14 protein-coding genes and 1 pseudogene are annotated in these 24,319 nt (G+C 40.1%); 11 read left to right on the forward strand and 4 right to left on the reverse strand.

Annotated features, from left to right (window positions below; all coding sequences use genetic code 11):
- Positions 1-843: 843 nt before the first annotated feature.
- The 5 genes from metA (at position 844) to AM629_RS07940 (ending at position 7,928) form a co-directional block, all read left to right on the forward strand.
- Complete coding sequence (gene metA, locus AM629_RS07920) at positions 844-1,773, forward strand: homoserine O-acetyltransferase MetA (protein WP_054477791.1); 930 nt, start codon at positions 844-846, stop codon at positions 1,771-1,773.
- A gap of 283 nt (positions 1,774-2,056) precedes the next feature.
- The gene (gene aceB, locus AM629_RS07925) at positions 2,057-3,655 is read left to right on the forward strand and encodes a malate synthase A (protein WP_054477793.1); all 1,599 of its coding nucleotides are present in this window, start codon (positions 2,057-2,059) and stop codon (positions 3,653-3,655) included.
- 62 nt (positions 3,656-3,717) lie between these two features.
- Complete coding sequence (aceA, locus tag AM629_RS07930; RefSeq protein ID WP_054477795.1) at positions 3,718-5,025, forward strand: isocitrate lyase; 1,308 nt, start codon at positions 3,718-3,720, stop codon at positions 5,023-5,025.
- 52 nt (positions 5,026-5,077) lie between these two features.
- Positions 5,078-6,835, forward strand: coding sequence for a bifunctional isocitrate dehydrogenase kinase/phosphatase (gene aceK / locus AM629_RS07935; RefSeq protein ID WP_054477797.1), 1,758 nt, complete (start codon positions 5,078-5,080; stop codon positions 6,833-6,835).
- A 526-nt stretch (positions 6,836-7,361) separates the two neighbouring features.
- Positions 7,362-7,928 (forward strand): hypothetical protein, encoded by a 567-nt coding sequence (locus tag AM629_RS07940; protein WP_054477799.1) that lies wholly within the window; start codon positions 7,362-7,364, stop codon positions 7,926-7,928.
- A gap of 337 nt (positions 7,929-8,265) precedes the next feature.
- Here the strand turns inward: AM629_RS07940 and iclR are convergent, their stop codons facing one another.
- Positions 8,266-9,096 carry a glyoxylate bypass operon transcriptional repressor IclR gene (gene iclR / locus AM629_RS07945; RefSeq protein WP_054477801.1) on the reverse strand — a complete coding sequence of 277 codons (831 nt, stop codon included), beginning with the start codon at positions 9,094-9,096 and terminating at the stop codon, positions 8,266-8,268.
- 834 nt (positions 9,097-9,930) lie between these two features.
- On the opposite strand from iclR, the gene AM629_RS07950 reads away from it, so the two are divergent.
- The 6 genes from AM629_RS07950 to AM629_RS07975 all read left to right on the forward strand — a co-directional run bounded on the left by AM629_RS07950 (position 9,931) and on the right by AM629_RS07975 (position 16,860).
- On the forward strand, positions 9,931-10,767 hold the full coding sequence (locus AM629_RS07950) for an alpha/beta fold hydrolase (protein ID WP_054477803.1): 837 nt from the start codon (positions 9,931-9,933) through the stop codon (positions 10,765-10,767).
- Positions 10,760-11,143 (forward strand): hypothetical protein, encoded by a 384-nt coding sequence (locus AM629_RS07955; protein WP_054477805.1) that lies wholly within the window; start codon positions 10,760-10,762, stop codon positions 11,141-11,143. The genes AM629_RS07950 and AM629_RS07955 overlap by 8 nt, the downstream gene beginning before the upstream one ends.
- A gap of 47 nt (positions 11,144-11,190) precedes the next feature.
- Positions 11,191-12,087 (forward strand): hypothetical protein, encoded by an 897-nt coding sequence (locus AM629_RS07960; protein WP_054477807.1) that lies wholly within the window; start codon positions 11,191-11,193, stop codon positions 12,085-12,087.
- Between the two features lie 48 nt (positions 12,088-12,135).
- Positions 12,136-13,182, forward strand: coding sequence for an acyl-CoA/acyl-ACP dehydrogenase (locus tag AM629_RS07965; protein WP_054477809.1), 1,047 nt, complete (start codon positions 12,136-12,138; stop codon positions 13,180-13,182).
- An 89-nt stretch (positions 13,183-13,271) separates the two neighbouring features.
- Positions 13,272-15,839 carry an aminotransferase class III-fold pyridoxal phosphate-dependent enzyme gene (locus AM629_RS07970; protein WP_054477811.1) on the forward strand — a complete coding sequence of 856 codons (2,568 nt, stop codon included), beginning with the start codon at positions 13,272-13,274 and terminating at the stop codon, positions 15,837-15,839.
- Positions 15,823-16,860, forward strand: coding sequence for a DUF2156 domain-containing protein (locus AM629_RS07975; protein WP_054477813.1), 1,038 nt, complete (start codon positions 15,823-15,825; stop codon positions 16,858-16,860). Before AM629_RS07970 ends, AM629_RS07975 begins: the two co-directional genes overlap by 17 nt.
- 457 nt (positions 16,861-17,317) lie before the next feature.
- Here the strand turns inward: AM629_RS07975 and AM629_RS07980 are convergent, their stop codons facing one another.
- The 3 genes and pseudogenes from AM629_RS07980 to AM629_RS07990 all read right to left on the reverse strand — a co-directional run bounded on the left by AM629_RS07980 (position 17,318) and on the right by AM629_RS07990 (position 24,284).
- Positions 17,318-17,755: a phospholipase D-like domain-containing protein gene (locus AM629_RS07980; protein WP_072161839.1), complete on the reverse strand. Its 438-nt coding sequence runs from the start codon at positions 17,753-17,755 to the stop codon at positions 17,318-17,320.
- Between the two features lie 226 nt (positions 17,756-17,981).
- A pseudogene (locus AM629_RS22990) lies at positions 17,982-21,029 on the reverse strand (AAA domain-containing protein); the annotation flags it as partial.
- A gap of 141 nt (positions 21,030-21,170) precedes the next feature.
- Positions 21,171-24,284: a type I restriction endonuclease subunit R gene (locus AM629_RS07990; RefSeq protein ID WP_083451899.1), complete on the reverse strand. Its 3,114-nt coding sequence runs from the start codon at positions 24,282-24,284 to the stop codon at positions 21,171-21,173.
- Positions 24,285-24,319: the final 35 nt, after the last annotated feature.

Genomic DNA, 24,319 nt, shown 5'->3' on the forward strand with positions numbered 1-24,319 from the left:
GTTATAGGCTATAATTTTATTTCTTTATTTCTTTATTTCTTTATTTCTTTATTTCTTTATTTCTTTATTTCTTTATTTCTTTATTTCTTTATTTCTTTATTTCTTTATTTCTTTATTTCTTTTTATTAAATATACATGAGGTTTTGCATAGTAAATATAATATAAATGGGTATAAATTCTTCACTGTGGCTTCTGCTATCTCTGATATTTGCTGTTCTATTTTTTATCTTTTCCGATTATCTCATCTCTTTCGCAATCACCAATTTATGTTTTTTATCAAATGGTTATTCTCAATCCCGAGAAAGAAGGTACTATAAATCATTCCCTTTTTGTTTTTATAAACCAGTCTATAAATGTTTTCATGATGGAAATATATCCTTTTATATCTCTTCGGATAATCACTCAACGGTTTAGAAATCAAGTTACACCAAATTAACCTTTCTATTCATTCTTTATTTCTTTGGTCGTTTTTGTCGCTTTATTAATGAAATGGTTGATGTAAAGATGCGTGCTATATTAACAGAGCGCCTTTCTAAAAAATTGCACTTATTAATCGAATTTGACATCTATTTTTACCGAAAATATCATTGAATATTAATATTCTTCATCTCGTAATTGAATTAACCTGCTTTATTTTTTTCTATGTGACAAATGAAATTCAAATTGTTTCCAATTTTAAATGTTAAAAATTTATTAACTATTATCACGTTGAATATCATGATATGGACAAAAATGAAATAATTTCAGCTTACTTGTAAAGCCTCGACATTCTGCTAATACTTAGTTAAATTTAGCTATCTAGAAGTCTAAACGTGTGAATGGATAAAAAATTGAGGTTATAGCATGCCAATTTGTATACCGGATGAACTACCCGCAGTGAATTTTTTACGAGACGAGAATGTGTTCGTGATGACATCTACTCGTGCAAATATTCAAAATATACGTCCGTTAAAGGTATTGCTGCTTAACTTGATGCCAAAGAAAATTGAGACTGAAAATCAATTTTTACGGTTGCTATCTAACTCGCCTTTACAGGTAGATATTCAACTGCTCAGGGTGGATAACCGGAAGTGCAGGAACACACCTGCTGAGCATTTGGACAATTTTTATTGTGATTTCGAACAGATAAAACACCAAAATTTTGATGGTTTAATTGTCACTGGTGCTCCATTGGGATTAGTTGAATTCGAAGATGTGGCATATTGGGGGCAGATCGAAAGAATAATGAGTTGGGCAAAGGAACATGTGACTTCGACTCTGTTTATCTGCTGGGCTGTACAAGCTGCATTGAATATTTTGTATGGTTTGCCCAAATTCACCAGAGAAGTGAAATTATCCGGTGTTTATTCTCATTCCACTCTGGACCCTCTGGCATTATTGACTCGTGGCTTTGATGAGTCTTTTTTTGCCCCTCATTCTCGCTATGCAGATTTTCCTGAGCATATTATCCGTGAACATACTGATTTGGATATTCTTTCCAGCTCTGAAGGTGCAGGGGTGTACTTATTAGCTAGCAAAGATAAACGTATGGTATTTGTCACCGGCCATCCTGAGTATGATTGTGAAACACTGGCTAGTGAGTACTTACGTGATTTAGCAGCAGGTTTAGATCCTAAGATCCCAATAAATTATTTCCCGGATAATAATCCAGAAAGAAAACCATTGGCATCATGGCGTAGCCACGGACATTTATTATTTTCCAACTGGTTGAATTACTATGTGTACCAAATCACGCCATATGATCTTACCTACATGAATCCAACATTGGACTAATACCTTTAGGTGGCTGAATTTCAGCCACTTTACTATCCTGATTTTTTCTTATCTCTGCCAAAATACCGCACTTTTTGTAGTTTATCTTACATAACAAAAACTTAACAAAGTAATTCTATATTTTATGGAATCAATTTCTCTAATTTAAAATAGTTATTTTTGTTTTTAACTAATTGTTTTTTATTGAATAAAAATAAATTTTTTAAAAAATGGAAATCGTTTTTGATTTATTTTAAATATCTATTACTCTTATTCAGGTGTGTTTTAAAGTGAGGATGGATGGATGACGCAGCAAACTTTAGCGACTGAATTATCGTTTATTAAGCGATTTGGTGCAGCAGAACAGGAGATCTTGACGCCGCAGGCGGTAGATTTTCTGGTGGATCTGATTATGCGGTTTACTGATACTCGGAAAAAATTATTAGCCGAGCGGGATATTTGGCAAAAGAAAATTGATGATGGCGAATTACCTGATTTTATTTCGGAAACCAGTTCCATTCGTGATGGTGAATGGAAAATTCAAAATATTCCAATAGATCTCCGTGACCGCAGAGTGGAAATCACTGGACCGGTAGAACGGAAAATGGTTATCAACGCTTTGAATGCTAATGTAAAAGTTTTCATGGCTGATTTCGAGGATTCTTTAGCACCGGCTTGGGATAGGGTTATTGAAGGACAAATCAATTTACGTGATGCTGTTAATGGAACAATTTCTTACGTTAATGATCAGGGTAAGCAATACCAGTTGCGATCAGATCCGGCTGTTTTGATCGCGCGAGTAAGAGGGCTTCATTTACCGGAAAAACATGTTTTCTATCAGGAAGAGCCAATTGCCGGTGGATTGTTTGATTTTGCTCTTTATTTTTATCACAACTATAAGCAATTGCTGGCAAAAGGCAGTGGCCCCTATTTCTACTTGCCAAAAATTCAGTCTTACCACGAAGCACAGTGGTGGAATGATGTATTCAGTTTTGCAGAAGATCGCTTTGATCTGCCAAGGGGGACAATCAAAGCAACGGTACTGATTGAAACTCTGCCAGCTGTATTCCAGATGGATGAAATTCTTTACCACCTCCGTCATCACATTGTTGGCCTTAATTGTGGTCGCTGGGATTACATTTTCAGCTATATAAAGACATTGAAAAACCATGGAGATCGGGTTCTACCTGACCGTCAATCAGTCACTATGGATCAACCTTTCCTTAGTGCTTATTCCCGTTTATTGATCAAAACGTGTCATAAGCGCGGAGCGTTTGCAATGGGAGGCATGGCTGCCTTCATTCCAAGTAAAGATACTGAACATAATAAATGGGTATTGGATAAAGTTAGAGCGGATAAAGAGCTGGAAGCACGTAATGGTCATGATGGTACATGGATTGCACATCCAGGACTTGCGGATACGGTAATGGAGGTTTTCGACAAAGTATTGGGGAAACAACAAAACCAGTTAGATATCTTCCGTGAAGAAGATGCACCTATTACTGCGGCTCAATTATTAGAACCTTGTTCTGGAGATCGTACTGAGGAAGGTATGCGCGCCAATATCCGCGTAGCGGTTCAATACATTGAAGCTTGGATTTCAGGAAATGGATGCGTACCTATCTATGGCTTGATGGAAGATGCTGCGACAGCAGAAATTTCCCGGACATCCATTTGGCAATGGATTCACCATGAAAAATCATTATCCAATGGTAAGAAAATTACAAAAAGTTTATTCAGGCAGATGTTGGTAGAGGAAATGGCGGTCATTAAGCAAGAGGTTGGGGAAACACGTTTCAGCCAAGGGCGATTTGACGATGCGGCTAAGTTGATGGAACGCATTACGACTCAGGACGAGCTGATAGATTTTCTGACCTTACCGGGATATCAATTGCTCGACTAAGCAACAAATAATAACAAAACACCATATCCGATTAATTTAATGAAAGATAGGAAGTAGACGTCATGACAATCTCCAGAACTCAACAAATCGCTCAACTGGAACAGGAATGGAAAAGTGACCGTTGGAAAGGGATTATTCGTCCGTACAGCGCGGAAGATGTGGTTAAATTGCGCGGTTCGGTTAATCCTGAGCATACATTGGCCCAACTTGGAGCCAAAAAACTATGGGAATTGCTGCATGGTACAGCAAAGAAAGATTATGTGAACTCATTGGGTGCATTGACCGGTGGACAGGCATTACAGCAGGCAAAAGCGGGTATTGAGGCGATTTATCTTTCTGGCTGGCAGGTTGCGGCTGATGCCAACACGGCATCCAGTATGTATCCTGATCAGTCTCTTTATCCGGTGGATTCGGTTCCGGCGGTGGTAAAACGTATTAACAACAGCTTCCGTCGCGCAGATCAGATTCAATGGGCAAATGGTATTGGTACTGACAGCCAGGAATATATTGATTACTTCCTGCCAATTGTGGCAGATGCGGAAGCCGGATTTGGTGGTGTTTTAAATGCTTTTGAATTGATGAAAGCCATGATTGAGGCTGGTGCGGCGGCAGTTCATTTTGAAGACCAACTGGCGGCGGTGAAAAAATGTGGTCATATGGGCGGTAAAGTTTTGGTTCCGACACAAGAGGCTATTCAGAAATTAGTTGCTGCGCGTCTGGCTGCGGATGTTTCTGGCGTACCAACACTGTTAGTTGCTCGTACAGATGCTGATGCGGCTGATCTACTAACTTCTGATAGTGATGCTTATGATCGTGAATTTATTACTGGCGAGCGGACTATTGAAGGATTTTTCCGTACCAGAGCCGGTATCGATCAGGCCATTAGTCGTGGTTTAGCTTATGCACCGTATGCTGATTTGGTGTGGTGTGAAACATCAACACCTGATATCGAAATGGCGCGTCATTTTGCTGAGGCGATTCACGCTGAATACCCCGGTAAGTTACTGGCTTACAACTGTTCTCCATCATTCAATTGGAAAAAGAATTTGGATGATAAAACTATTGCGCGTTTTCAGGATGAACTGTCAGCAATGGGTTATAAATTCCAGTTTATTACTTTGGCGGGTATTCATAGCATGTGGTTTAACATGTTTGACCTGGCACATGCTTATGCGCAGGGTGAAGGCATGAGGCATTATGTGGAGAAAGTACAGGAAAGAGAGTTTGAATCCATTGAACGGGGCTATACCTTCTCTTCTCATCAGCAGGAAGTTGGCACCAGTTATTTTGATAAAGTTACCACGATTATTCAGGGTGGCATATCGTCAGTAACCGCATTGACAGGTTCCACGGAGGAACAGCAGTTCTGATTGGATTCTATTCAGCCTGCCTATTGCAGGCTGAATATATTGAGGAGTTGCAATGGGGATAGATTCTGCACATTTGATAGCACAGACTATTTTACAGGGATTTGATGCACAATATGGCCGCTTTCTGGAAGTCACTTCAGGCGCACAGCAACGCTTTGAACAGGCTGATTGGCACGCTGTTCAGCAGGCCATGAAAAAGCGTATTAATCTTTATGATCACCACGTTGGTCTGGTTGTTGAGCAGCTTAAATGTATACATGGTGTTTTCGGATACGATGAAGATTACATTGCTAAGGTAAAGGTTGTTTATACCAATTTATTACCGGATTATCCCCGGTTTGAAATTGCAGAGAGCTTTTTTAACTCTGTTTATTGTCGTCTATTTGAACATCGTAACTTGACGCCAGATAAGTTATTTATTTTTACTTCCCAGCCTGTTCGCAGATTTCGGGATATTCCCCGTCCGTTATCGCGAGACTTTTTCCCTAATGGCAATCTCAATTCAATGTTACGGACAATGCTTAATGATTTGCCGCTGCGTCTGCCCTGGGAAGATCTGGAGAGAGATATTCGTTATATCACGGATTATCTGCAACGCATATTTCCAGATGGAGAAATATTACAGGCGACTTTTCAGATAGCTAATGAACTGTTCTATCGCAACAAAGCGGCTTGGTTGGTGGGTAAGATTCGAATTGGAAATAAAGTTTATCCTTTCTTGTTGCCGATCCATCATAACGAATCCGGCGGGATTTTTATTGATACCTGTCTAACCGATCATGCCGATGTCAGTATTGTATTTGGTTTCGCTCGTTCCTATTTTATGGTTTATGCTCCCTTGCCTGCGGCGTTAGTTGAATGGTTAAGAGAAATATTGCCTGCCAAATCAACGGCTGAGCTTTATATGGCTATTGGCTGTCAGAAGCATGGTAAGACAGAATATTACCGGGAATATCTGGCATTTATTACCTTTTCTAAAGAGCAATTTATGATTGCTCCTGGTGTTAAGGGGATGGTGATGCTGGTGTTTACTTCACCGTCACTCGATAGAGTCTTCAAGGTGATTAAAGACAGGTTTGCGCCCCAGAAAGAAGTCACTCAGGAGCGGGTACAGGAGTGTTACCGTCTGGTCAAAGAGCATGACCGTGTAGGGCGAATGGCGGATACGCAGGAATTCGAAAATTTCGTTATTGATAAAGCTCGCATCAGCCCTGAACTGATGGAAGAGTTACAGAAAGAAATACCAGAAAAACTGGAAGATCTCGGGAGTAAGATCCTTATCAAACATCTGTATATGGAGCGTCGGATGACGCCGCTGAATATCTATATGGAACAGGTGGATGAACAGAAACTGAAAGATACTATTGAAGAGTATGGAAATGCCATCAAACAACTTGCCGCTGCAAACATTTTCCCAGGAGATATGCTGTTCAAAAACTTTGGTGTGACACGGCATGGGCGAGTGGTGTTCTACGACTATGATGAAATCTGTTATATGACGGAAGTTAACTTCCGGGATATCCCCCCACCGCGTTACCCTGAAGATGAACTTGCCGGTGAGCCGTGGTATAGCGTGGCACCAAATGATGTTTTTCCTGAGGAATTCCGGCATTTTCTTTGTACTGACAGTCGTATCCGCTGCTATTTTGAAGAGATGCATAGTGATTTGTTTAAAGCAGACTATTGGCGAGCGCTACAGGAACGGATCAAAAGTGGTCATGTGGAAGATGTGTTTGCCTATCGTCGTAAACAGCGGTTCAGTCAGCGTACTGAGATAGAAACTTACTCTATTACCAAAGTTTCAGCCTGATTTTATTGGGAATTGGTGGTTGCTGTTAGCGACCGCCATTTTCACCAATAATTATTATCCTCATTAAATTATTTTTCTAAATTAAATATGAATTCATTCCGCTTTGTTTTTCTTGTGCGGGATGTGAATATTTCTGATAAAAATAAACCTGGGATTCAATATGAAATATATTCATTATTAGAAAATAATAATTAGAATGTGAGTTAAAAACATATATTTAATAATTGCTTTAAGAAATAAAAATAGATCCACTTATTTGTGGGGGAGCTATAATTTTATAGAGTTTGGAAATCAAGGAGTTTTAGCCACAGTTAATGGCTGGAAAAAGAATTGATATTTTTGACTCTTAATTAAGTACATGAAAAATTTCATATAACACATATATACTCAATAGATTTCAAGATGGATCGCGACGGCAAGGGAGCATAGATAACTCTGTGACCGGGGTGAGTGAGTGCAGCCAACAAAGAGGCAACTTGAAAGATGACGAGTATATAACTTCGTGGAAGTATTTAAGGATATAATAATGGCTAGTGTAATTTTATACGGTGATAAAATTCATATTAAAAATAACTACCTTGGAAATGGTGGCTATCTGGACACTAATGGTTATGCAACCGTACAAGGAGCAAAATATAATGTATATACGGCTACTTCGCCGAATCGCGCTCCGGGTACAGGTACGGGTACATGGCAAATTTTGTCTGCGAGTGGAAAAGGCATTGGGCAAGAGGTTTACAGTGGTGAAATCGTATTTCTCGCCAATCTTTACCAGAATAATGGGGGATATCTTGGTACTAATGGTTATGCGCCGTCACCTGAACTCTATAATGTTTATACAGCTGAGAAAGCAGCACGTCCGGTTGAAACCCTAACATGGTACATTTTTTCAGATACAACCAATGGACATGATGGTAAAGTTCGTGAAGGCGATATTATCCGTTTTCTGAATGGTTATAATAGCGTGCGTGGAGGATTTCTCGATACTTGTTTCAATGCTACTGTTTCTGGTGCTGTATATAATGTATATACTTCACGTCTTTCTAATCGAGGTAACGGAACAGGCACTTGGAATTTATCAAAAGCGATTTAATCAGAATGATATTCATCGATTAGTATTCCATTAACTAATCCTTATCTATCCCCTTCATCTTTCAAGCTGCTGCTTTGTTGGCTGTGTTCACTTGCCGCCGCATTGCAACTTGAAATCTATTGGGTATATAAGGGTCTGGAAATATAATTATTTTCGGACCCTTTATCTTATTTACTGATGTTATTTATAGTCTGGTTAAATAATTTTGTTGTTATTCTACTATATTATGGATAATATTTTCAGAGGAATAATAAATTAAATTGAATTTATTGGTCTGAAAATACAGGACACGATAAAATCAATGTCCTGTAAAAAATAGGATTATAAGGAAAAAGAATTAACGAACCCCGCCATATTCTTTACTGATTTCTTTTGCTGCACGGATAACTAATGCACCAAGTTCAGTGATGCGATCATCGGTGATCCGTGATACTGGGCCGGAAATAGAAATAGCGGCAAAAGCTTGGTGGTGTTCATCATAAATACAGGCGGCAATGCAGCGTAGACCCAAAGCATGTTCTTCATCGTCGAATGAATACCCTTGTTTACGTGTTTGCTCCAGATTTTCTTTTAAAGCGGAGGGAGTGGTCCTGGTATATTGTGTGTAAGAATGAAGCCCTTTCTTATGCAGTAATTGAACCAATTTATTGTCTGGTAGTGTTGAAAGGAGTGCTTTGCCAGCACCGGAAGCATGCATAGGTAACTTACCGCCGATTGGCGCAGACATTCTCATCAGCGCATTACACTGTACTTGATCGACAATAACCGCTTCATATTCACTGTGATCAAGAATAGCTAAATTCACGGTTTCACCGGAATCTTCCATTAGGCGGCGGAGGATCGGGTGAATAAGTGCCAATAAATTTCGGCTCTGTAAGAAACTGCTGCCGACAATAAAAGTGTGTGAACCGATAACCCACAGCCCTAAATCGCCAATTTGGCGGACAAAACCGTGTTGTTGTAAGGTGGTGAGAAGGCGGTGAGTGGTGGAGTTTGGTAACCCGGCTTGTTGTGCCAAATCAGTCAGTGCGATACCGCCTGGTGACTCGGAAATATATTCCAAAAGAGTCAGTCCGCGACTTAATGACTGTACCTGCCCGTTAGCAGCAGCATTATTCGCTGTAATCCTAATTCTTTTTGTTTTTTTAATGGTAACGGCAGTGCTCATCGAAATACCCTCTGAATGATAAGATGGAATTCATTTTCATTTCTCATTATGGACGATAAACCTGAAAAACACTCATCCGATGTGTGGAGAATGCTGCTTGTCATTGCGATCTGAAAAAATCGCAGGGACTAGACCGGTACTTAAGTGGAATCGTTATCATGTTTTCCGTCCTCTATAATAATCTAATTTTGAAATCTATTTATTTTGTTGTTTTTCTGATGAGTCAGATTGTTATTTCGTTAAAAGGTTTGTAAACAATAAGACAAGTATGAAAGTGTAGTTTAATTAGAATATCTATTTTGTGATTTTATTGTTAATTACAAGAACTTAAATAACAAAATTAAAATATATAGCGTTATGCTGTGAACTTAGGATATTGTTTTGAAAAAATGCCCATGATAGCTTGTTTTCTAATCTATGTGGCGTGAGTTTTTAATATAATCTCTTACCTTTTAACTCAGTACTTCCCTGACAAAGAATATCAAAAAATAGACCTAACGAGATTGGATGTTATATTCTTATTAATTCATCACGCAATGTATTAATATATATATGAAATGGTTTTTTTCTGAAATTAGGTTATAAGCAGCATGTAAAATAATTCTTCCAGCGAAAAATTTATAAAATAGGATACGTTTCTTGCTTTATCTATAGCCTGTTACTAAGAAAGTATAAGGGGATTTTATATTGGTTAATAATAAATTCTAAAACTACCAATTCCCCAGAGAGAGACGAGCATTTAACATTTGTGGCATTCAAAGCACGAATGTTTTTCTGGAGAGCTTATCTCCAGTACCCGTCACTGGGGGATGAAGTCAATGGAAGCGCAACTATATGAAAAATAGTATTGAAGGTGATAGTTTTGAAGTAGCTGGTAAGTTTCTCTGTAACTATAAGATTTATCGGAGAGATAGTAATGGTAGGGTTATTGTATTGTTACCGGCTATTGGTGTGGAAATCAGGAAATATGAAATTCTGATACAGCAACTGGTAAAAGAGGATTTTCAGGTTGTGACTTCTGATATGCCAGGCTATGGGGACAATCAACCTAAACCTAGCAGAAAAGATGATTATAACTATTCCGATCTGTTGCGGGATTACCTTCCGGCAATGTTAGACAAAGCTGTTGAATTAAATGCTAAAGAAATTCCTATTGTCTTTGGCCACAGCCTTGGTGGGCATATTGCGACGCTTTTTGCCTGCTCAACTAACAGACCTTTTTCTCTGTTTTGTGTGGCGACAGGGAACGTGTGGTACAAGAATTGGCAGGGCATGGGGCAGATACAGATAATAACAGCCGCCGTTATTTTTCGCATTCTGACGGCGTTATATGGTTATCTTCCTGGGAAAAAGATTGGTTTTGGCATAAGAGAAGCTAAGGGGTTGATGAGAGACTGGTCCAAAACTGCCTGTACGGGAAATTACTATCATGTCAGTGCCTATAAAGGTAAAAAGAATAATCACTTATCCAAAGCCGTTTATATATGTTTAAAGGGAGATAATTGGGCTCCGTTAAAATCTACCAAGGAATTAGCAAGGCTTATACCTCACTCAGAGGTTAGCGAAGTGGCTCTGGATGTTAAGGGGAATCCTCATAGTGCCTGGATTAAGCAGCCAGGAGAGATTATTAAAATCATGAAGAAAAAAATGTTGGAGAATAAAAATGATTAACACACTGAAAATGCTACGTTGGGAATTCCTAGGGTTATTTTTTATTAGTTTATTCCTGACTTGGCAACTTATGGACTATATAAGCTGGTGGCAATTTGTTTTGTTATTTTTTCTGATTGATATTGTTGGCTATTACCCAGGGCGAATCTGGAGTTTGCTGAATAAAAAAGAGGTTCCTCCTCCGGGGTTTTATACTGTTTATAATATTTGCCACAACATATTTACGCTTAGCATAATTAGTTTGGTCTGGTTATGGTTATTTAAGGATAATTACAGCATTATTGCATTGTTTGTTCATATCTGTTTAGACAGAGGCGTACTGGGAAATTTCCCTAAGTTATCAATTAATGTGTTTAAACAGCCAACTGTTCATTGAAGTGAATTATCACAGAGAGATACGTTATTTAAAGAGGAATTGACATCATGGGCTTAATTAAACAGGCATCGGAAATAGAAATGCAGGCTAAGGAATGGGGATTAGATGAATGGTTTGCTGAACAGATACAGGTTGAACAAAGGAAAAAAAACCGCTACGCCAATGATCCTAAATTAACCTATTTGCCAGGCGATTTACGGGAATCTTTGATTAGGGAACTTTCTTTCAAATCGATTTCAGAATATGAAGCGACTAAAGCCCTGCTGCTGCTTGCAGATAAAGCTCCAGACAACATTAACTTTGATTATATGCTGACTCAAATATTTGACGAAGGCAGGCATGCCAAATTATTCAGAGAACATCTGGTCAAAATAGGCTTCGCAGATATCAATAATGTGACCAACAACATGGAAAGCCTCTTACAGGGGAAAATGACCAATATGTTGGAGACATTAAGATCCTATTTTGACAAGTGGGTGGTGTTGAAAAATGACTACATCGCAGGAGTGCTGATCATTACCGTCGTTCTGGAAGGTGTGCTGGCACCAACATCAGAACTCAGTGAGATCAAGTGGCGTCCCTTTGATATTGCGGCTGCCGAGACACAAGCCAGAGCTAACGCTGATGAATTAAGGCATCTGACCGTATGTGCAAATATAGTCAAGATGGCTATTGAGAATGACAGTTCTCTAAAGCAAGCAGCCCTTGAATGTATAGAAGAAGGATTGGCGTTGTGGAATCAGGTGTCTGTTGATGATCTGTTTGTGGAGCGTGAAACGTTTTATCAACGGGGTATGCAAAGCAATTTGCGCTTTATTGAAGGTTATGAGCTGGCACCAGGGGTATTGTTGTCTGAATCTACTGTGGAGTCTCGACTTGAATTGTCTCATTTCTTAGTTGAACAGATGCAGCAGTCACGCCTTGAATATATGGGTTTAGTGTAGCTTATTAAGCTTGTAGTAAGTGGTTTAGATGTAAAAGGAGAGTTGAAAATGACAGATATTGTTGAAGAGCTCAGGAAAAATGGCGGTCAATACCAGAATCTGACACCTGATAAGTTGAAAAAATTATTATTGGATTTTGGGGCCGCTTCACAATGCCTACGTTTGGCAGCTCAATCCAATATAGAGGGGCTTTATCAGGTAGGTAATACTATCCGTGAGGTATCCTCATGGCTTCCGGCTGCCGGTATTGCCCTAACCATGCATAATCATATTGTGCTGGCTTGTGCGAAGTTTCCCGACATATTTGAAGATAATAATAAATTATTAAATGAAGTTATGGTTTCAGAAGTGTTGGTCGCTTCTGCTTTTGCTGAAGGTCTGCCAGGGACAAATATTTTTTCACCAGCACTTAAAATGCATTCTAAGGAAGGAAAACTGTTTGTTAATGGTTCGAAGAAACCTTGTTCTCTGTCTTCGATTGCTGATTATTATGTGCTATCGGTCAGCGATACCGATAATGACAATGAGATGAGGGTAGTATTGGTTTCAAAATCGGCACAGAATATTAATGTTATTCCTTTCTGGCGGTTAAAGATTTTGTCTGAAAGTGATAATCAAGAAGTTAAATTTTCGGATACCGAAGTTTCGCCGCAATTACTTTCCCCCTATAAGGGGATTGAGCAGCAAGTTGTGCTTTCTTACGGTTTATCACTATTTAATTACTTTGCTGCTAATACATATTCAGGAATTCTGAATGGGCTTGCCCGTTTTATTCCGAAGAAAGTAGCAGAACAGCAACCAATTAAATATACCCTAGCTCAAGCTGATTATAAGATTAATGCTATTCTTGGTCAGATGCTAACTATAGCTCATGATGCTCATCGGGATGAAAATGCTATTCGTAACATCCTTGCATTGCGCTATACCCTGGAAAAGATCCTTGAAGAAACCGCCAGTTTTATACTCCGATGTTGCGGTGGGATTCAGGTCATGACAACGCCAGAAATTATGAATTTCTATTCTGCTGTACAGTTATTCAAATTTCATCCTATAGGAGAATTCCAGATGGTTAGCCAAATAATGCAGCAAATTTAATGACTTTTTAGATCACCTATTTTAACTCAAGTATTTTCCCATGCTGTTTACAGCATGACATTGTGCACCTATAAAAAAGAGAGAGAACTATGTTTGTTAATCAATATCGTGAGAGTTTATTAAACTCTGTGGGCCTTGAGTTGGATATTCAGTCTGCTGAAAATAACCAGCTTACATTATCGAATGGCCGGGTTGTTAAGGACTTCTTGGCTCAATATGGTGCATTACCATTTGGGCATAATCCTGATTTTGCTACCTATGAAGTTGACAGATTCATTAAAAATAAAGAACCCATCTTTGTTCAGCCTAATATTCACAACAAAGTACGGTTATTGGCGGAAATGCTTTCTGAGCAAATAGATAAGGAGAAATATACCCACTGCGTTTTTACTAATAGTGGTGCTGAAACGGTAGAAGCTGGGATTAAGTTTGCGCGCTTGGTTACTGGCAGAAAAAGTATTTTGAGTTTACATCGTAGTTTCCACGGTAAAACTTATTCGGCGTTATCTGCTACAGGTTCAAATCGGTTTAAAGCTGATTTCATTTACGATGATAAACTGTATGAACATGTTGACAGTGAAGATTTTGCTGAAATTAAAAGAAAGCTGGAGAGCCGAGAATTCGCTGCATTTATTATTGAACCAGTGCAGGGAGAAGGTGGAATGAAAGTCATTCCATCGGATACATTGTACAGTATTCTGAAATTGTGTAAGGAAAATGGCACATTATCAATATTTGATGAAGTTCAGACGGGTATAGGCAGGTTGGGGGCATTCTGTGCAGCCACACTTTACTCTCTGAAACCGGATGTCATTTTGTTTTCTAAGGCGCTGGGTGCAGGTATTTCACCTATTGGTGCAATGTTGTATGCAGATGAACTTTATTTATCTGAGTTCGATAAGAAACACAGCTCCACTTTTGCCAATAATGTACTGGCTGCGACGATGGGAATTGCCGTTATCCAGCATCTGACTAAAGATAATGGCAAGGCATTAACGCACGTTCAGGAAGTTAGCCGTTATGTTGATAAATGCCTTGAACAGTTATCGGCGAAATATCCAGAACATTTTTGTTGGCAAGGTGCTGGGTTGATGCGTGGCCTTGAAATACAGGACAGCAAAGCGGTTGCCAACGTATTTATCAACTTTAGCCAAAGAAGTGGTGGTCTGGCTTATATCATTTGTAGTTTCTTATTGAAACACTACGGTATTTTCACCATGCCGTTAATGTCTCGCCCTTGCTCTGTACGTTTCGAGCCACCGCTTAACGTTTCTAAAGAAGATATTCAGACATTTTTTACAGCTTTTGATGAAGTCTGTAACTTGGTTCGGAATGGGCGATATGATGTTTTATTTGCGCACTTGATAGACATGCCTATAACGGATCTACCGCCATCTGCGGTTAGTTATCCTATTTCAATAAACAACAGTATTGCCCAGATTAAAGCGCCTATTTCTCAATTGGTTGAGGGGAGGAAATTCGCTTTCTTGATTCATTCCACTTCGGTTAATGAATTTGCGCATTCTTATTGCCTGTCAATAAAGGAAAATTATACGCCGGAACAGCAAAGACAACTTGGTAGTTGGATCATGCAAATTTCTGCTATTGATTTTAATCCTGATATCGCTGTTGAATTTGGTGTTGAAAGCTCAACGGCATACGTTAATGGCATGCTTTTGTTCTCACCTATCAGCCCTGAAGATATGATGGCATTACCAACCAAAGAGCGGGCTGCTTTGATGAAGGAATACCTTGATTTGGCGGAGAAAAATGGCGCGGAAATTGTCGGTTTGGGTGCTTACACCTCTGTGATTACTGACGGAGGCAATAGTCTGGTAAATAATCGGCAGGGCCGGATATTGACTAATGGTAACTCTCTGACAGCAATGGCGGTAGTTGAAGGTATCCGCTCAATGCTGACTGAAAATGCACATCTGCAAACTTTGGCGGTGGTTGGTGCCAGAGGTTCCGTTGGCAGGCTGTCAGTCACTGGCTTGGCCCATAACTTTGGCCGGATTATCCTGGTTAGCCGACCTAACAAAGGGCGAGTACTGCTCTCTGAACTGACTAAGGCACTGCTTTCCACGGTGTTAAAAACTCGTGATGTTATCCAGCCAGATTCAGTTATGGATAAAATTAGAAAGTGGCTGTTTAAACAAAACCCGGGTGTGACAGATGCTCGTGTATTGCATGAACAAATTCTTGAAGTCATAGGAACTCTGGGTTTGGAAGCAATAGAGAGTTATGAGCAATCCTTAAGCCAGGCTGATTTTATCGTCTCAGCAACCAGCGAAGGTAAACCTTTCTTAAATACCCATTATCTGAAAGGCTCTGCCATCGTTTTTGATGCAGCCAGACCTTTCGATTTCATTCGTGATGGCAACCGTCAAATTTACGAAGGCGGTTTGGTCCATCAGCCTGAGAAAGTGACCTATAGCGATTGCAACTTGATCGACGTGCCTGCGGGGGTAAATCTCGCCTGTTTGTCGGAAACTATCGCTGTCGCACTTGAAGGAGTCAGTGTGCATCAAAGCATCGGTAAATCTATTGATTACAATGACGCACTCGCCATCCGGGATATTGCAAGAAAGCATGGATTCGTCCCTGTCCAATATACCCGCAATGATCAAGGTGAACATTATGAGCATGTTGCCTGATGTTCCTCAGGTTATTACCACTGGGAACGCTCAGGGTGTTCTTGGCAACAATCATCTCAGAAAAGTGCTTTGCTATTCCAGGCACCCGTTGAGTAGCTTGTTGTTCAATACTGAAACACATTGGTTTACCAATCAAAAGGGGGCTATAGGTTTTTTCCAGGACAAAAATCTGCATATGTGTGTGGGTGGCATTTTGGCTCCTGGCGAAGAACGAGCTGAACTTTTGCAGTCATTTCTCCGTTTCACCAAAGAAAAACGGGCTTTTCCGGTGTTTCTGCATGGTGATGAGAGTGATTTTGCGCTGTTGAGGAATAACGGCTTTTTTGTTAACCAACTTGGGGCGAGTTATTCAGTACTCCTTGATGGATATAGCATGAAAGGCAAACGCTTTCAGCAGCTTAGAAATAAAATTAGCAAATCCAGAAGAGCAGGAATTTCTATTCGAGAGATCAGCTCACAAGAGGAATATTATCGGCTTAAACCACAACTAGAACATATTAATCAGCTTTGGTTGAAAGAAAAACATGCAAAGGCTCTGAGAAAACTGGTGATTGATTTCAACACTGTAGAAGTGAGTTCAGGTGAGCACAGAGTATATATTGCAACTCGGGGAGAACAGATCCAGGCATATGTCGTTTATAGTTACACTTGGGGGGAGACATCGGGATGGTTTCATAATTTATCTCGAAAAAAACCGGATATACCCGATGGAACCATGCAGTTTATTAATGAAACAGCGATTAATGACTTCTTGGCTGAGGGGGCAGTGGCTTATCTTCATTTGGGCTTCACGCCTTTAGTGGAGTTCGGCGAGGATAGCTGCTTCAACGACTCGGCAATATTTCATAAAATTGCTAAATGGATGTCATCAAAAGGCGGCATTGTTTATCCTGCTGCTTCGCAACGCCAATATAAAATGAGCTGGCGGCCGTCGTTAATTGAGCCGGAATACATTGCTTTCCCTAAAGGAAAGGCAATGAAAGCATTGTGGTCAACATTGCGAACGACCAACAGCATTTGAGGCTAGAAAAAGTATTTTTCTAACGTGGAACAACAGGTGATCAGGATGGTGCTGTAAGTACCAGAATGATCACCTGTCATGGTGAATATTGTTTGTTGATATTCCCACCTGTCGATTCTTTCAAATTCTTATTTCATAAATATTATTTTATAGAATCCTTTTGGAAATTTTTTAATTAACCTCAACTCTGCTTAATGGCTGAGGTTAGCTGTTACTGATCAGGAGCCAGACTCAGAACCAAGTCGTTGGCATATAAGGTTTACTATGTATACCTGTTATCTTTCAAGTTGCCTCTTTGTTGGCTGCGTTCACTTACCCCAGTCACATCGTTATCTATGCTCCTGGGGATGCGTTCTCTTGCCGCCGCACTGCAACTTGAAATCTATTGGGTATATGCTACCGGGGATTTGCTCCCTTGCCGTGGCGAAGCATCTTGAAATCCATTGGGTATATATTGTTAACCTGATCTCTGATGTAAGTTGTTTTGTATGCTACTGATTTCGTCAGTAAGATTTGAACCTTGGTAAACCATCGATGTATCAAAACGGTCATATCTTACATCACGTGATGCGCTAAACCAGTTAAAGGAGCCTACACAAAGCATCGAGTCATCAATAATGACAATTTTACTGTGAACCCGTTTGACCAACTGAGTTGTGATACCTTGTGATTCAAGACGATGAAGCGCATTTTTTAATGTCTGGCGCCTCTCTGCCCTTTCCTGGTAATCACCATTGCCAGTGTTATATATTCTATCGGTAACTACGATGACAGAAACTCCTCTCTGACAAGCTTGGCTCATTGCTTGCAATATGCCTGATTGTTCAATTTTTTCATATGTTAGCCACGGGGTAATAATAGTCATTTCCTTTTTTACGTATTCTAAGGCATTCAATAGAAAATTATCATGTTCCTTAAAACCATTCAGGATATGAACTTGTGTCTTAGGTCAGGGCGGGATCTCACATTTTCTATATGGTTATTGTGGATAAAAACAACCCTCTACTAGCTCAATAAATGTTCATGCCAGATATCAAAACCTATCAATAAAATCGTATTGAATGTGAGAAATTATCAATATCTGCGAAATGTATAATTTTTACGCAAAGTAGAATCCCGCCCTGTGTCTTAGGTGAATATAAGTCTTTCCGAGAAATGAATTCAAATTGCAGCGCATTGTTATCTTCACTAAAAAGATACTTTGCTAGCAAACCACGAGGGGATGATGGGGGTTGGAGTTCAAACAGGTCCATATCGCCAAACACAAGAAAGCTGTCCTTTGCTCGAGAAACAGCAACATTCAGTATACTATTATCGCGGTCAATAAAACCGCCATCCTCGTGTTTTGAATAGACTGGAGAAAATATAATGATTTGTCTTTCTGAGCCTTGTAATGAATATACTGTACCAATAGTTATTTTGTTTTCGCTGTTCTTATTTAACTCGTATTTGCGGAATACTTGTTTCAGAATAGAAACTTGGGCGCTAAAAGGTGTGACTATGCCAATAACTTCATGGATGCTTTTATTATAATGAGACTCTATTTTCGCCTTATTAGCTGCAACCCAAGCAGCGATAGTTTCTGCCTCTAGTAAATTATGACGACTACTCCCATTTACTGATACACCTTTACCATTAATATGTAGGTAACCCATAGGAGGAAACAAACTATCGGTATTGGCAATACCTCTTTTGGGAAGCAACTTGCCGTGATAACAAAGTGTGTTGCAATAATGAATAATATTATCTACACAACGCCGGTGTTCATAAAGGTACATGCCGCGAATTAATTCAGGATCGTACTGATAACGAGTTGCTAGTTGTGCAATTCGCATGACATTCCCGGTTGCTGCTGTTTTCCCGTATTGGGTCAATTGTTCATATTGTGCCATTGACTGTTCCGGATTATTATCATTGATAATTTTCGCCGCCAACATATTACCGATGTCGATATGACCTGACACATTCCAAATCGGTGCAATCTGTTCGCTATCACCAATCACTAATGCTTTTTTGGCTAGTGCAAAAGACGCCGCTGCAACTTCAGGTAGTATTTGCCCCGCTTCATCAACTATCAGTAAATCTGCGAAATCATAGAGATAATCATCGTCATGCGGGTTTTGGTTGCGGAATTGTTTGGCGATCATTTTCGTTGGTAGCATATAGCAGGTCATAACAACACAAGGAGTTACTTTCATTCTGCGTTGCCACTGTGATATACAGGCAACTCGTTTGGTTTTACCCTTTTCTTTTCGTATATTACCAATATTCCTCATATCCAGTAACCATCTCCCTTCCCAATAATGCGTGGTGAGTAAAAAGATGGTAAAGCGGATTTGTGTATCTGCTAGTTCATCTGCATATGAGAAGTCCGGCTCTGTGTCTCCTATATAGTCTAATACTTGAGTTGCTTTTCTCCAGTCTTGGGCTGCTTGCTTTTCTAATTCGATAATGTGTTGTGCTGTATCTAGCTGACACTGATGTTCATTACATTCTTTCTGTTTTTGCGTAATAATGTCGTCAATTAATTTTGTTATTTCATTGATATCAGTCCATTTTGGTTGTGAAATTTCTTCAGGCCATAGTTTTTTAAGAAGTAGTTGTATACGGAAATTCCGTTTGCTTTTGACGACTGAAAACCAGGAGAAGAGTGAATAAAGTAAAGGTTCATTTGCACGATATTCTAACCATCGGTCTGATATGGCTTTTAATGCATTAATATGCTTGCGCAGTAATGAAATAATAACCGTTTTCTTTTCAATATAACTCTCGGGATCTATGCCAATAACTTGGGATACTTTTTCCCTGATTTGACAAAGTTTTTGCCAAGACTGTTGTAGGGTAGAGAGCTTGTTAACTTCTTTTTGTAATTGCTGATGTAGTAATTCAACAACAGTTTCTGTTGAAAAATGTGTTTCCCCAGGAAACGCTTGTATTGCAGACATCAGATAATGTTCTTCTGCATGCTCAATGAATTTTACTGACTCTATTTGGTTAAAAAAAGTTTCTGTTTGATATTTTTCATCAGCTTTATCTTTTTTGGTTGAGGAAGGGTAATAAGCTCCAAAACTTTTAACTTTAGGTAACCATCGACCTGCCAAAGGTCCCGTTCCATATGAAAAATCCTTTCCAAATGCTTCTATAATATTGGTGACAGCCTGATTATTTGTAGATGTAGCAAGAATAACCGGAGGGGCTGTTTTTGCTAATGCGGCTTTGGCCCATAAGGTTGCAATAACGGATAAAACTAATGTCGTTTTACCCGTTCCTGGCGGACCATTCACGGCCAGAATTTCACCGTGCTGACAATCAAGAAAATGACTGAGTGCATCACGTTGTGCCACCGCTAGTGGGAATTTATCACTTGAATGACCTAATCTGTCGGTAAATTTTGCTCCACATGGTAATAATGGCTCGGTAGCGTCAATATTAGTAGAGGCAAAGCGGGCAAATAATGGAGGAACTTGTTTTGTTTGGAGCATGTGATCATAAAACGCAATAATATGTTTGTTGGTACCACCTGGGTGCATTTTTTTAATGATAAAGCCGTTTTGCGACCGTTCATATTGATGATCATTTCCCTGCCAATCACCGGCAACAGCTTTTAACAGCTCATTACAATCATTCTGATATTCTTGCCATTGCTTTTGAAAACGTTCGATTTTTTCTTGTTTAGTTTGCTGTGAATTGCTATTGCTGATTTGTACATCTTCATAAAAATGGATAGCAGAAACATGATTAACTGTCTTCCAGTTATCGAACTGGGCGATATCTCCAATAGAAAATGTTCCTTTTGCTAGAGGTTCAAGAAGATCACGAGGAATGACAGTCTCTGATGTAGGATAGAGATAACCATCACGTGATAATACAGCCGGAGTAATTAAAGGTGTGATTACTGAAGGCGCACCTGAGGTGCGCTCTTCGCCATGTTCTATGAGGCGTAGATAGACTTGTGGGCGAAGAATGACACTAACGCTTTGTACATCATTAGGTTCTGAAATAAAAAATTGCTTAACTGTATCATCATTGAGGCGACCATTGCGAATGTCAGATGGGGACCAGCGAGAAAATATTTGAGTATCTTTTTTGGTAAAAGCGCCTTGTCCAAATGCCGCATCAGCAAGCGAGTTGCGCCAATAAGCCGCAAATGCCAGAGAAGTGCTATCCATTGTTAGATCCTGTTAACTTTTCCGTGTATCTTAATAAAGAAATATTTTTTATCATAAAAAATTAATAAACTCTTTAAAAAGATTAATATAATCAATGTATTGGTCAACCAATAATCATAGGTTATTTAGGTTAGAAAACACTCATTCTCTCCTCAATCCTCTCATTAACACCTCAAAAATAAGCAGATTTATTTGTTGTGAGACTTTCGGATCAGACAGATACGCATGTGAATTTTTTTCAAAAGCGCCCATACTTTCTATAACCGCACTCTCTACTGCGTTAGGAAAGTCACCATGCATGATCTGATCAACGCTGTTATTCAATAGTTGTGCCATAACAGATTCATTTTCAGAGACTTTAGTTGCAGTGCCGTACAGCCATGTGAGCTTATCGCCTTCTGTAGTGTCTGCTCCAAACAGGTCATTCATTTGTTCAAGGATGTGCGAAAGCAAATCCTTGGGGCGTTGTGAGATAGAGCTACCTACGCTGGTGATGCCTTTTAACCCTTCACCACCGGCCTGAAGTTTCAGATCCTGAGTACGTTTTTCCCACAAACGGTAATGAGTCAGTTGTATTTGACTGATATCTAAATCGTCATCCAGACGCTCTTCGCGCAGCAGAGGCAGCAAATGGCGGACGAAAACATTTAATCGTTCAAGATCCTCGTCATGTAGATCGACAATCTGTGAAGCAAATTCGTAAAAGCGGGTAAAACTGTTCATATCCTTTTTAAAGGTATCCAGTACATCTTTCGCTTCTCGCGCCTGGTTTAGGCTGCGTTCACAGTTCACTTGCCAGGTCTTATCGCCACTTTGTTTTGCCTGCTCTAAGGTTGAGAGCGCATCGCGTAATACATCTATGGCTGAACGATAACGCTTGGTGAAACGATCCACGGCGGGTTTGCAGTAAGTCGTTAACGCTTCTGGTCCACGTTTTGGGTCAAAGTAGGCATCAGAGAAGTTCGTTACTTCGTTCCATTGCCAGATGTGCTGCTCGTTGAGTTTGTGGTAAATGGCATAGACTAAATTGGGATCTGATACCGTTATCAATTCAGCATTCTGGTAATATTCTTTAAACTCGGCCAGTACATCCTGCGGATCGTTTACGAAGTCCAGCACGTAAGTGGTATCTTTGCCGGGATAGGTGCGATTAAGACGCGATAAGGTCTGGATACAGTCCACACCTTTAAGCTTTTTATCGACGTACATTGCTACCAGCTTCGGTTGGTCAAAGCCGGTTTGGAATTTATTCGCCACCAGCATCACCTGATAATCATCAGTATCGAACGCTTTACGCATATCGCGTCCCTTCAGGCCAGGGTTCATTGAATTTTCTGTGTAGCTTTCTCCTTCATCAACCACTTCACCTGAAAACGCGACCATAGCGGTGAGGCGCTTATAACCTTTTTCAGTGACATAGTGGTTAAATGCTTGCTTGTACTTTACTGCTTCCAATCGGCTGCTGGTTACTACCATTGCCTTGGCTTCGTGGTTAAGTAGCTTTGCCACGTTTTCACGGAAATGTTCAATGACTACCTGTGCTTTCTGGGCAATATTATGTGGATGCAGGCGAACCCATTTGTTGAGCTTAGTTTTGGTTTTTTTGCTGTCGACTTCTTTATCTTCTGTTTCTAGTGCCAATTTGTACGCTTGACCGTAGCTGGTGTAATTCTTCAACACGTCAAGAATAAAACCTTCTTCAATCGCTTGGCGCATAGAATAGAGGTGAAAGGGCTTTGGTTTGTTGTCATTTGCCAATGGCATATCTGGATGAGGCGGGCGGCCAAACAGTTCAAGCGTTTTCGCTTTAGGTGTAGCTGTAAAAGCAAAATAACTGATATCCGATGAGCCCCGACGCGCTTCCAGTGTGGCGTTTATCATGTCCTGACTGTCTATCTCTTCTTTATCAATCTTCTCGGCCATCAGCACTTCGCGTAACTGGCGTGCTGTACTGCCGGTTTGGCTGGAGTGCGCTTCATCCGCGATAATGGCAAAGGCTTGACCTTTTAAGCCAGTGGTTTCCTGAATGGCTTTCAGCACATGTGGGAAGGTTTGAATGGTGACAATGATAATTGGTGTCCCTTGTGAAAGCGCCTCTGCCAGTTGTGACGATTTACTGCCGGATTCTTCGTGGTTAATACGACTAATAACACCGGAGGTATGTTCAAACTGGTAAATAGTATCCTGTAACTGGTTGTCGAGTACCGTGCGGTCGGTAATCACAATCACTGAGTTAAAGATTTTATGACCATCGGGTCGATAGAGTGTGGCTAACTGATGTGACAGCCAGGCAATAGAGTTGGATTTACCTGAACCCGCGCTATGTTGAATTAAGTATTTTTTACCGATGCCTTCTGCCTGCACTGTTGCGAGTACTGACTGGACAGCGCTCCACTGGTGATAACGTGGGAATATCAGGGTTTCTTTGATTTGTTGGTGACCTAGCGGATCGTCCACCCGCTTACTTTCCAGATGCAGATAACGATGGAGAATACGTAACCAATTATCCGGTTGTAAGATTTCCTGCCACAGATAGCTGGTGGCATAACCGTCAACAGGCTGGTCATTACCCGCGCTTCCGTCAGTGGTACCACGGTTAAATGGCAGGAAGAAGGTTTTTTTACCATCCAGTTTGGTAGTCATTGCTACTTCATATTGGCTGACGGCAAAATGTACCAGTGCACCTCGTTTAAAGGTGAGTAATGGTTCTGGTTTATTACTGGTCTTTGGCTGACGGTCGTTGATATATTGTAATTTTGCTGCATCCAGCGTCTGCTTAAAAGCCGATTTCAGTTCCAGAGTTGCTACTGGCAGGCCATTAACAAACAAGGTCAGATCGATACGACCATCGTAACCATTAGGGGAGTAAACCAGCTCTGGCACGATGCGCAAGCGGTTGGCTTTATAGCGGGTCATCAAGTCCGGGTTAAGTTCATGGTCTGGCTTAAAAGTGCAAAGCTCAAACCGTGTACCGCGGTCTTTTACTGTATGGCGCAGTGTCCAGAGCGTACCGTAGTTGTTTAGGTGTTTTTCAATCGCATTAAAGAAGTGTGTTTTAGTATCTTTTGGATAAATACTACAGAACTTTTCCCAGGCATCAGGCTGGGTTTCTTGTACATAGGTCAATGCATCTTCTGGGTATAAGGCACGTTTGCGGTCATAATTGGCCGAAATACCCAACAGCCAGCCCTGAGATTGCAAGCTGGCGATAATGTCATTTTGGAACAGAAGTTCTGCGGATTTAGATACCAAAATTAATTCTCCTGATAAGCGTGTTTAGTAATGATTTT

Origin of the sequence: Photorhabdus heterorhabditis (genome assembly GCF_001280945.1) — a bacterium.
Lineage (GTDB): Bacteria > Pseudomonadota > Gammaproteobacteria > Enterobacterales > Enterobacteriaceae > Photorhabdus > Photorhabdus heterorhabditis.

What these genes read in the sequence shown, in the direction of transcription:
- AM629_RS07965 (WP_054477809.1), top strand. Translation starts at nt 12,136, where the DNA reads ATGACAGATATTGTTGAAGAGCTCAGGAAAAATGGCGGTCAATACCAG.
- AM629_RS07950 (WP_054477803.1), top strand. Translation starts at nt 9,931, where the DNA reads ATGAAAAATAGTATTGAAGGTGATAGTTTTGAAGTAGCTGGTAAGTTT.
- AM629_RS07970 (WP_054477811.1), top strand. Translation starts at nt 13,272, where the DNA reads ATGTTTGTTAATCAATATCGTGAGAGTTTATTAAACTCTGTGGGCCTT.
- aceA (WP_054477795.1), top strand. Translation starts at nt 3,718, where the DNA reads ATGACAATCTCCAGAACTCAACAAATCGCTCAACTGGAACAGGAATGG.
- aceB (WP_054477793.1), top strand. Translation starts at nt 2,057, where the DNA reads ATGACGCAGCAAACTTTAGCGACTGAATTATCGTTTATTAAGCGATTT.
- AM629_RS07955 (WP_054477805.1), top strand. Translation starts at nt 10,760, where the DNA reads ATGATTAACACACTGAAAATGCTACGTTGGGAATTCCTAGGGTTATTT.
- AM629_RS07940 (WP_054477799.1), top strand. Translation starts at nt 7,362, where the DNA reads ATGGCTAGTGTAATTTTATACGGTGATAAAATTCATATTAAAAATAAC.
- aceK (WP_054477797.1), top strand. Translation starts at nt 5,078, where the DNA reads ATGGGGATAGATTCTGCACATTTGATAGCACAGACTATTTTACAGGGA.
- metA (WP_054477791.1), top strand. Translation starts at nt 844, where the DNA reads ATGCCAATTTGTATACCGGATGAACTACCCGCAGTGAATTTTTTACGA.
- AM629_RS07975 (WP_054477813.1), top strand. Translation starts at nt 15,823, where the DNA reads ATGAGCATGTTGCCTGATGTTCCTCAGGTTATTACCACTGGGAACGCT.
- AM629_RS07960 (WP_054477807.1), top strand. Translation starts at nt 11,191, where the DNA reads ATGGGCTTAATTAAACAGGCATCGGAAATAGAAATGCAGGCTAAGGAA.
- iclR (WP_054477801.1), bottom strand. Translation starts at nt 9,096, where the DNA reads ATGAGCACTGCCGTTACCATTAAAAAAACAAAAAGAATTAGGATTACA.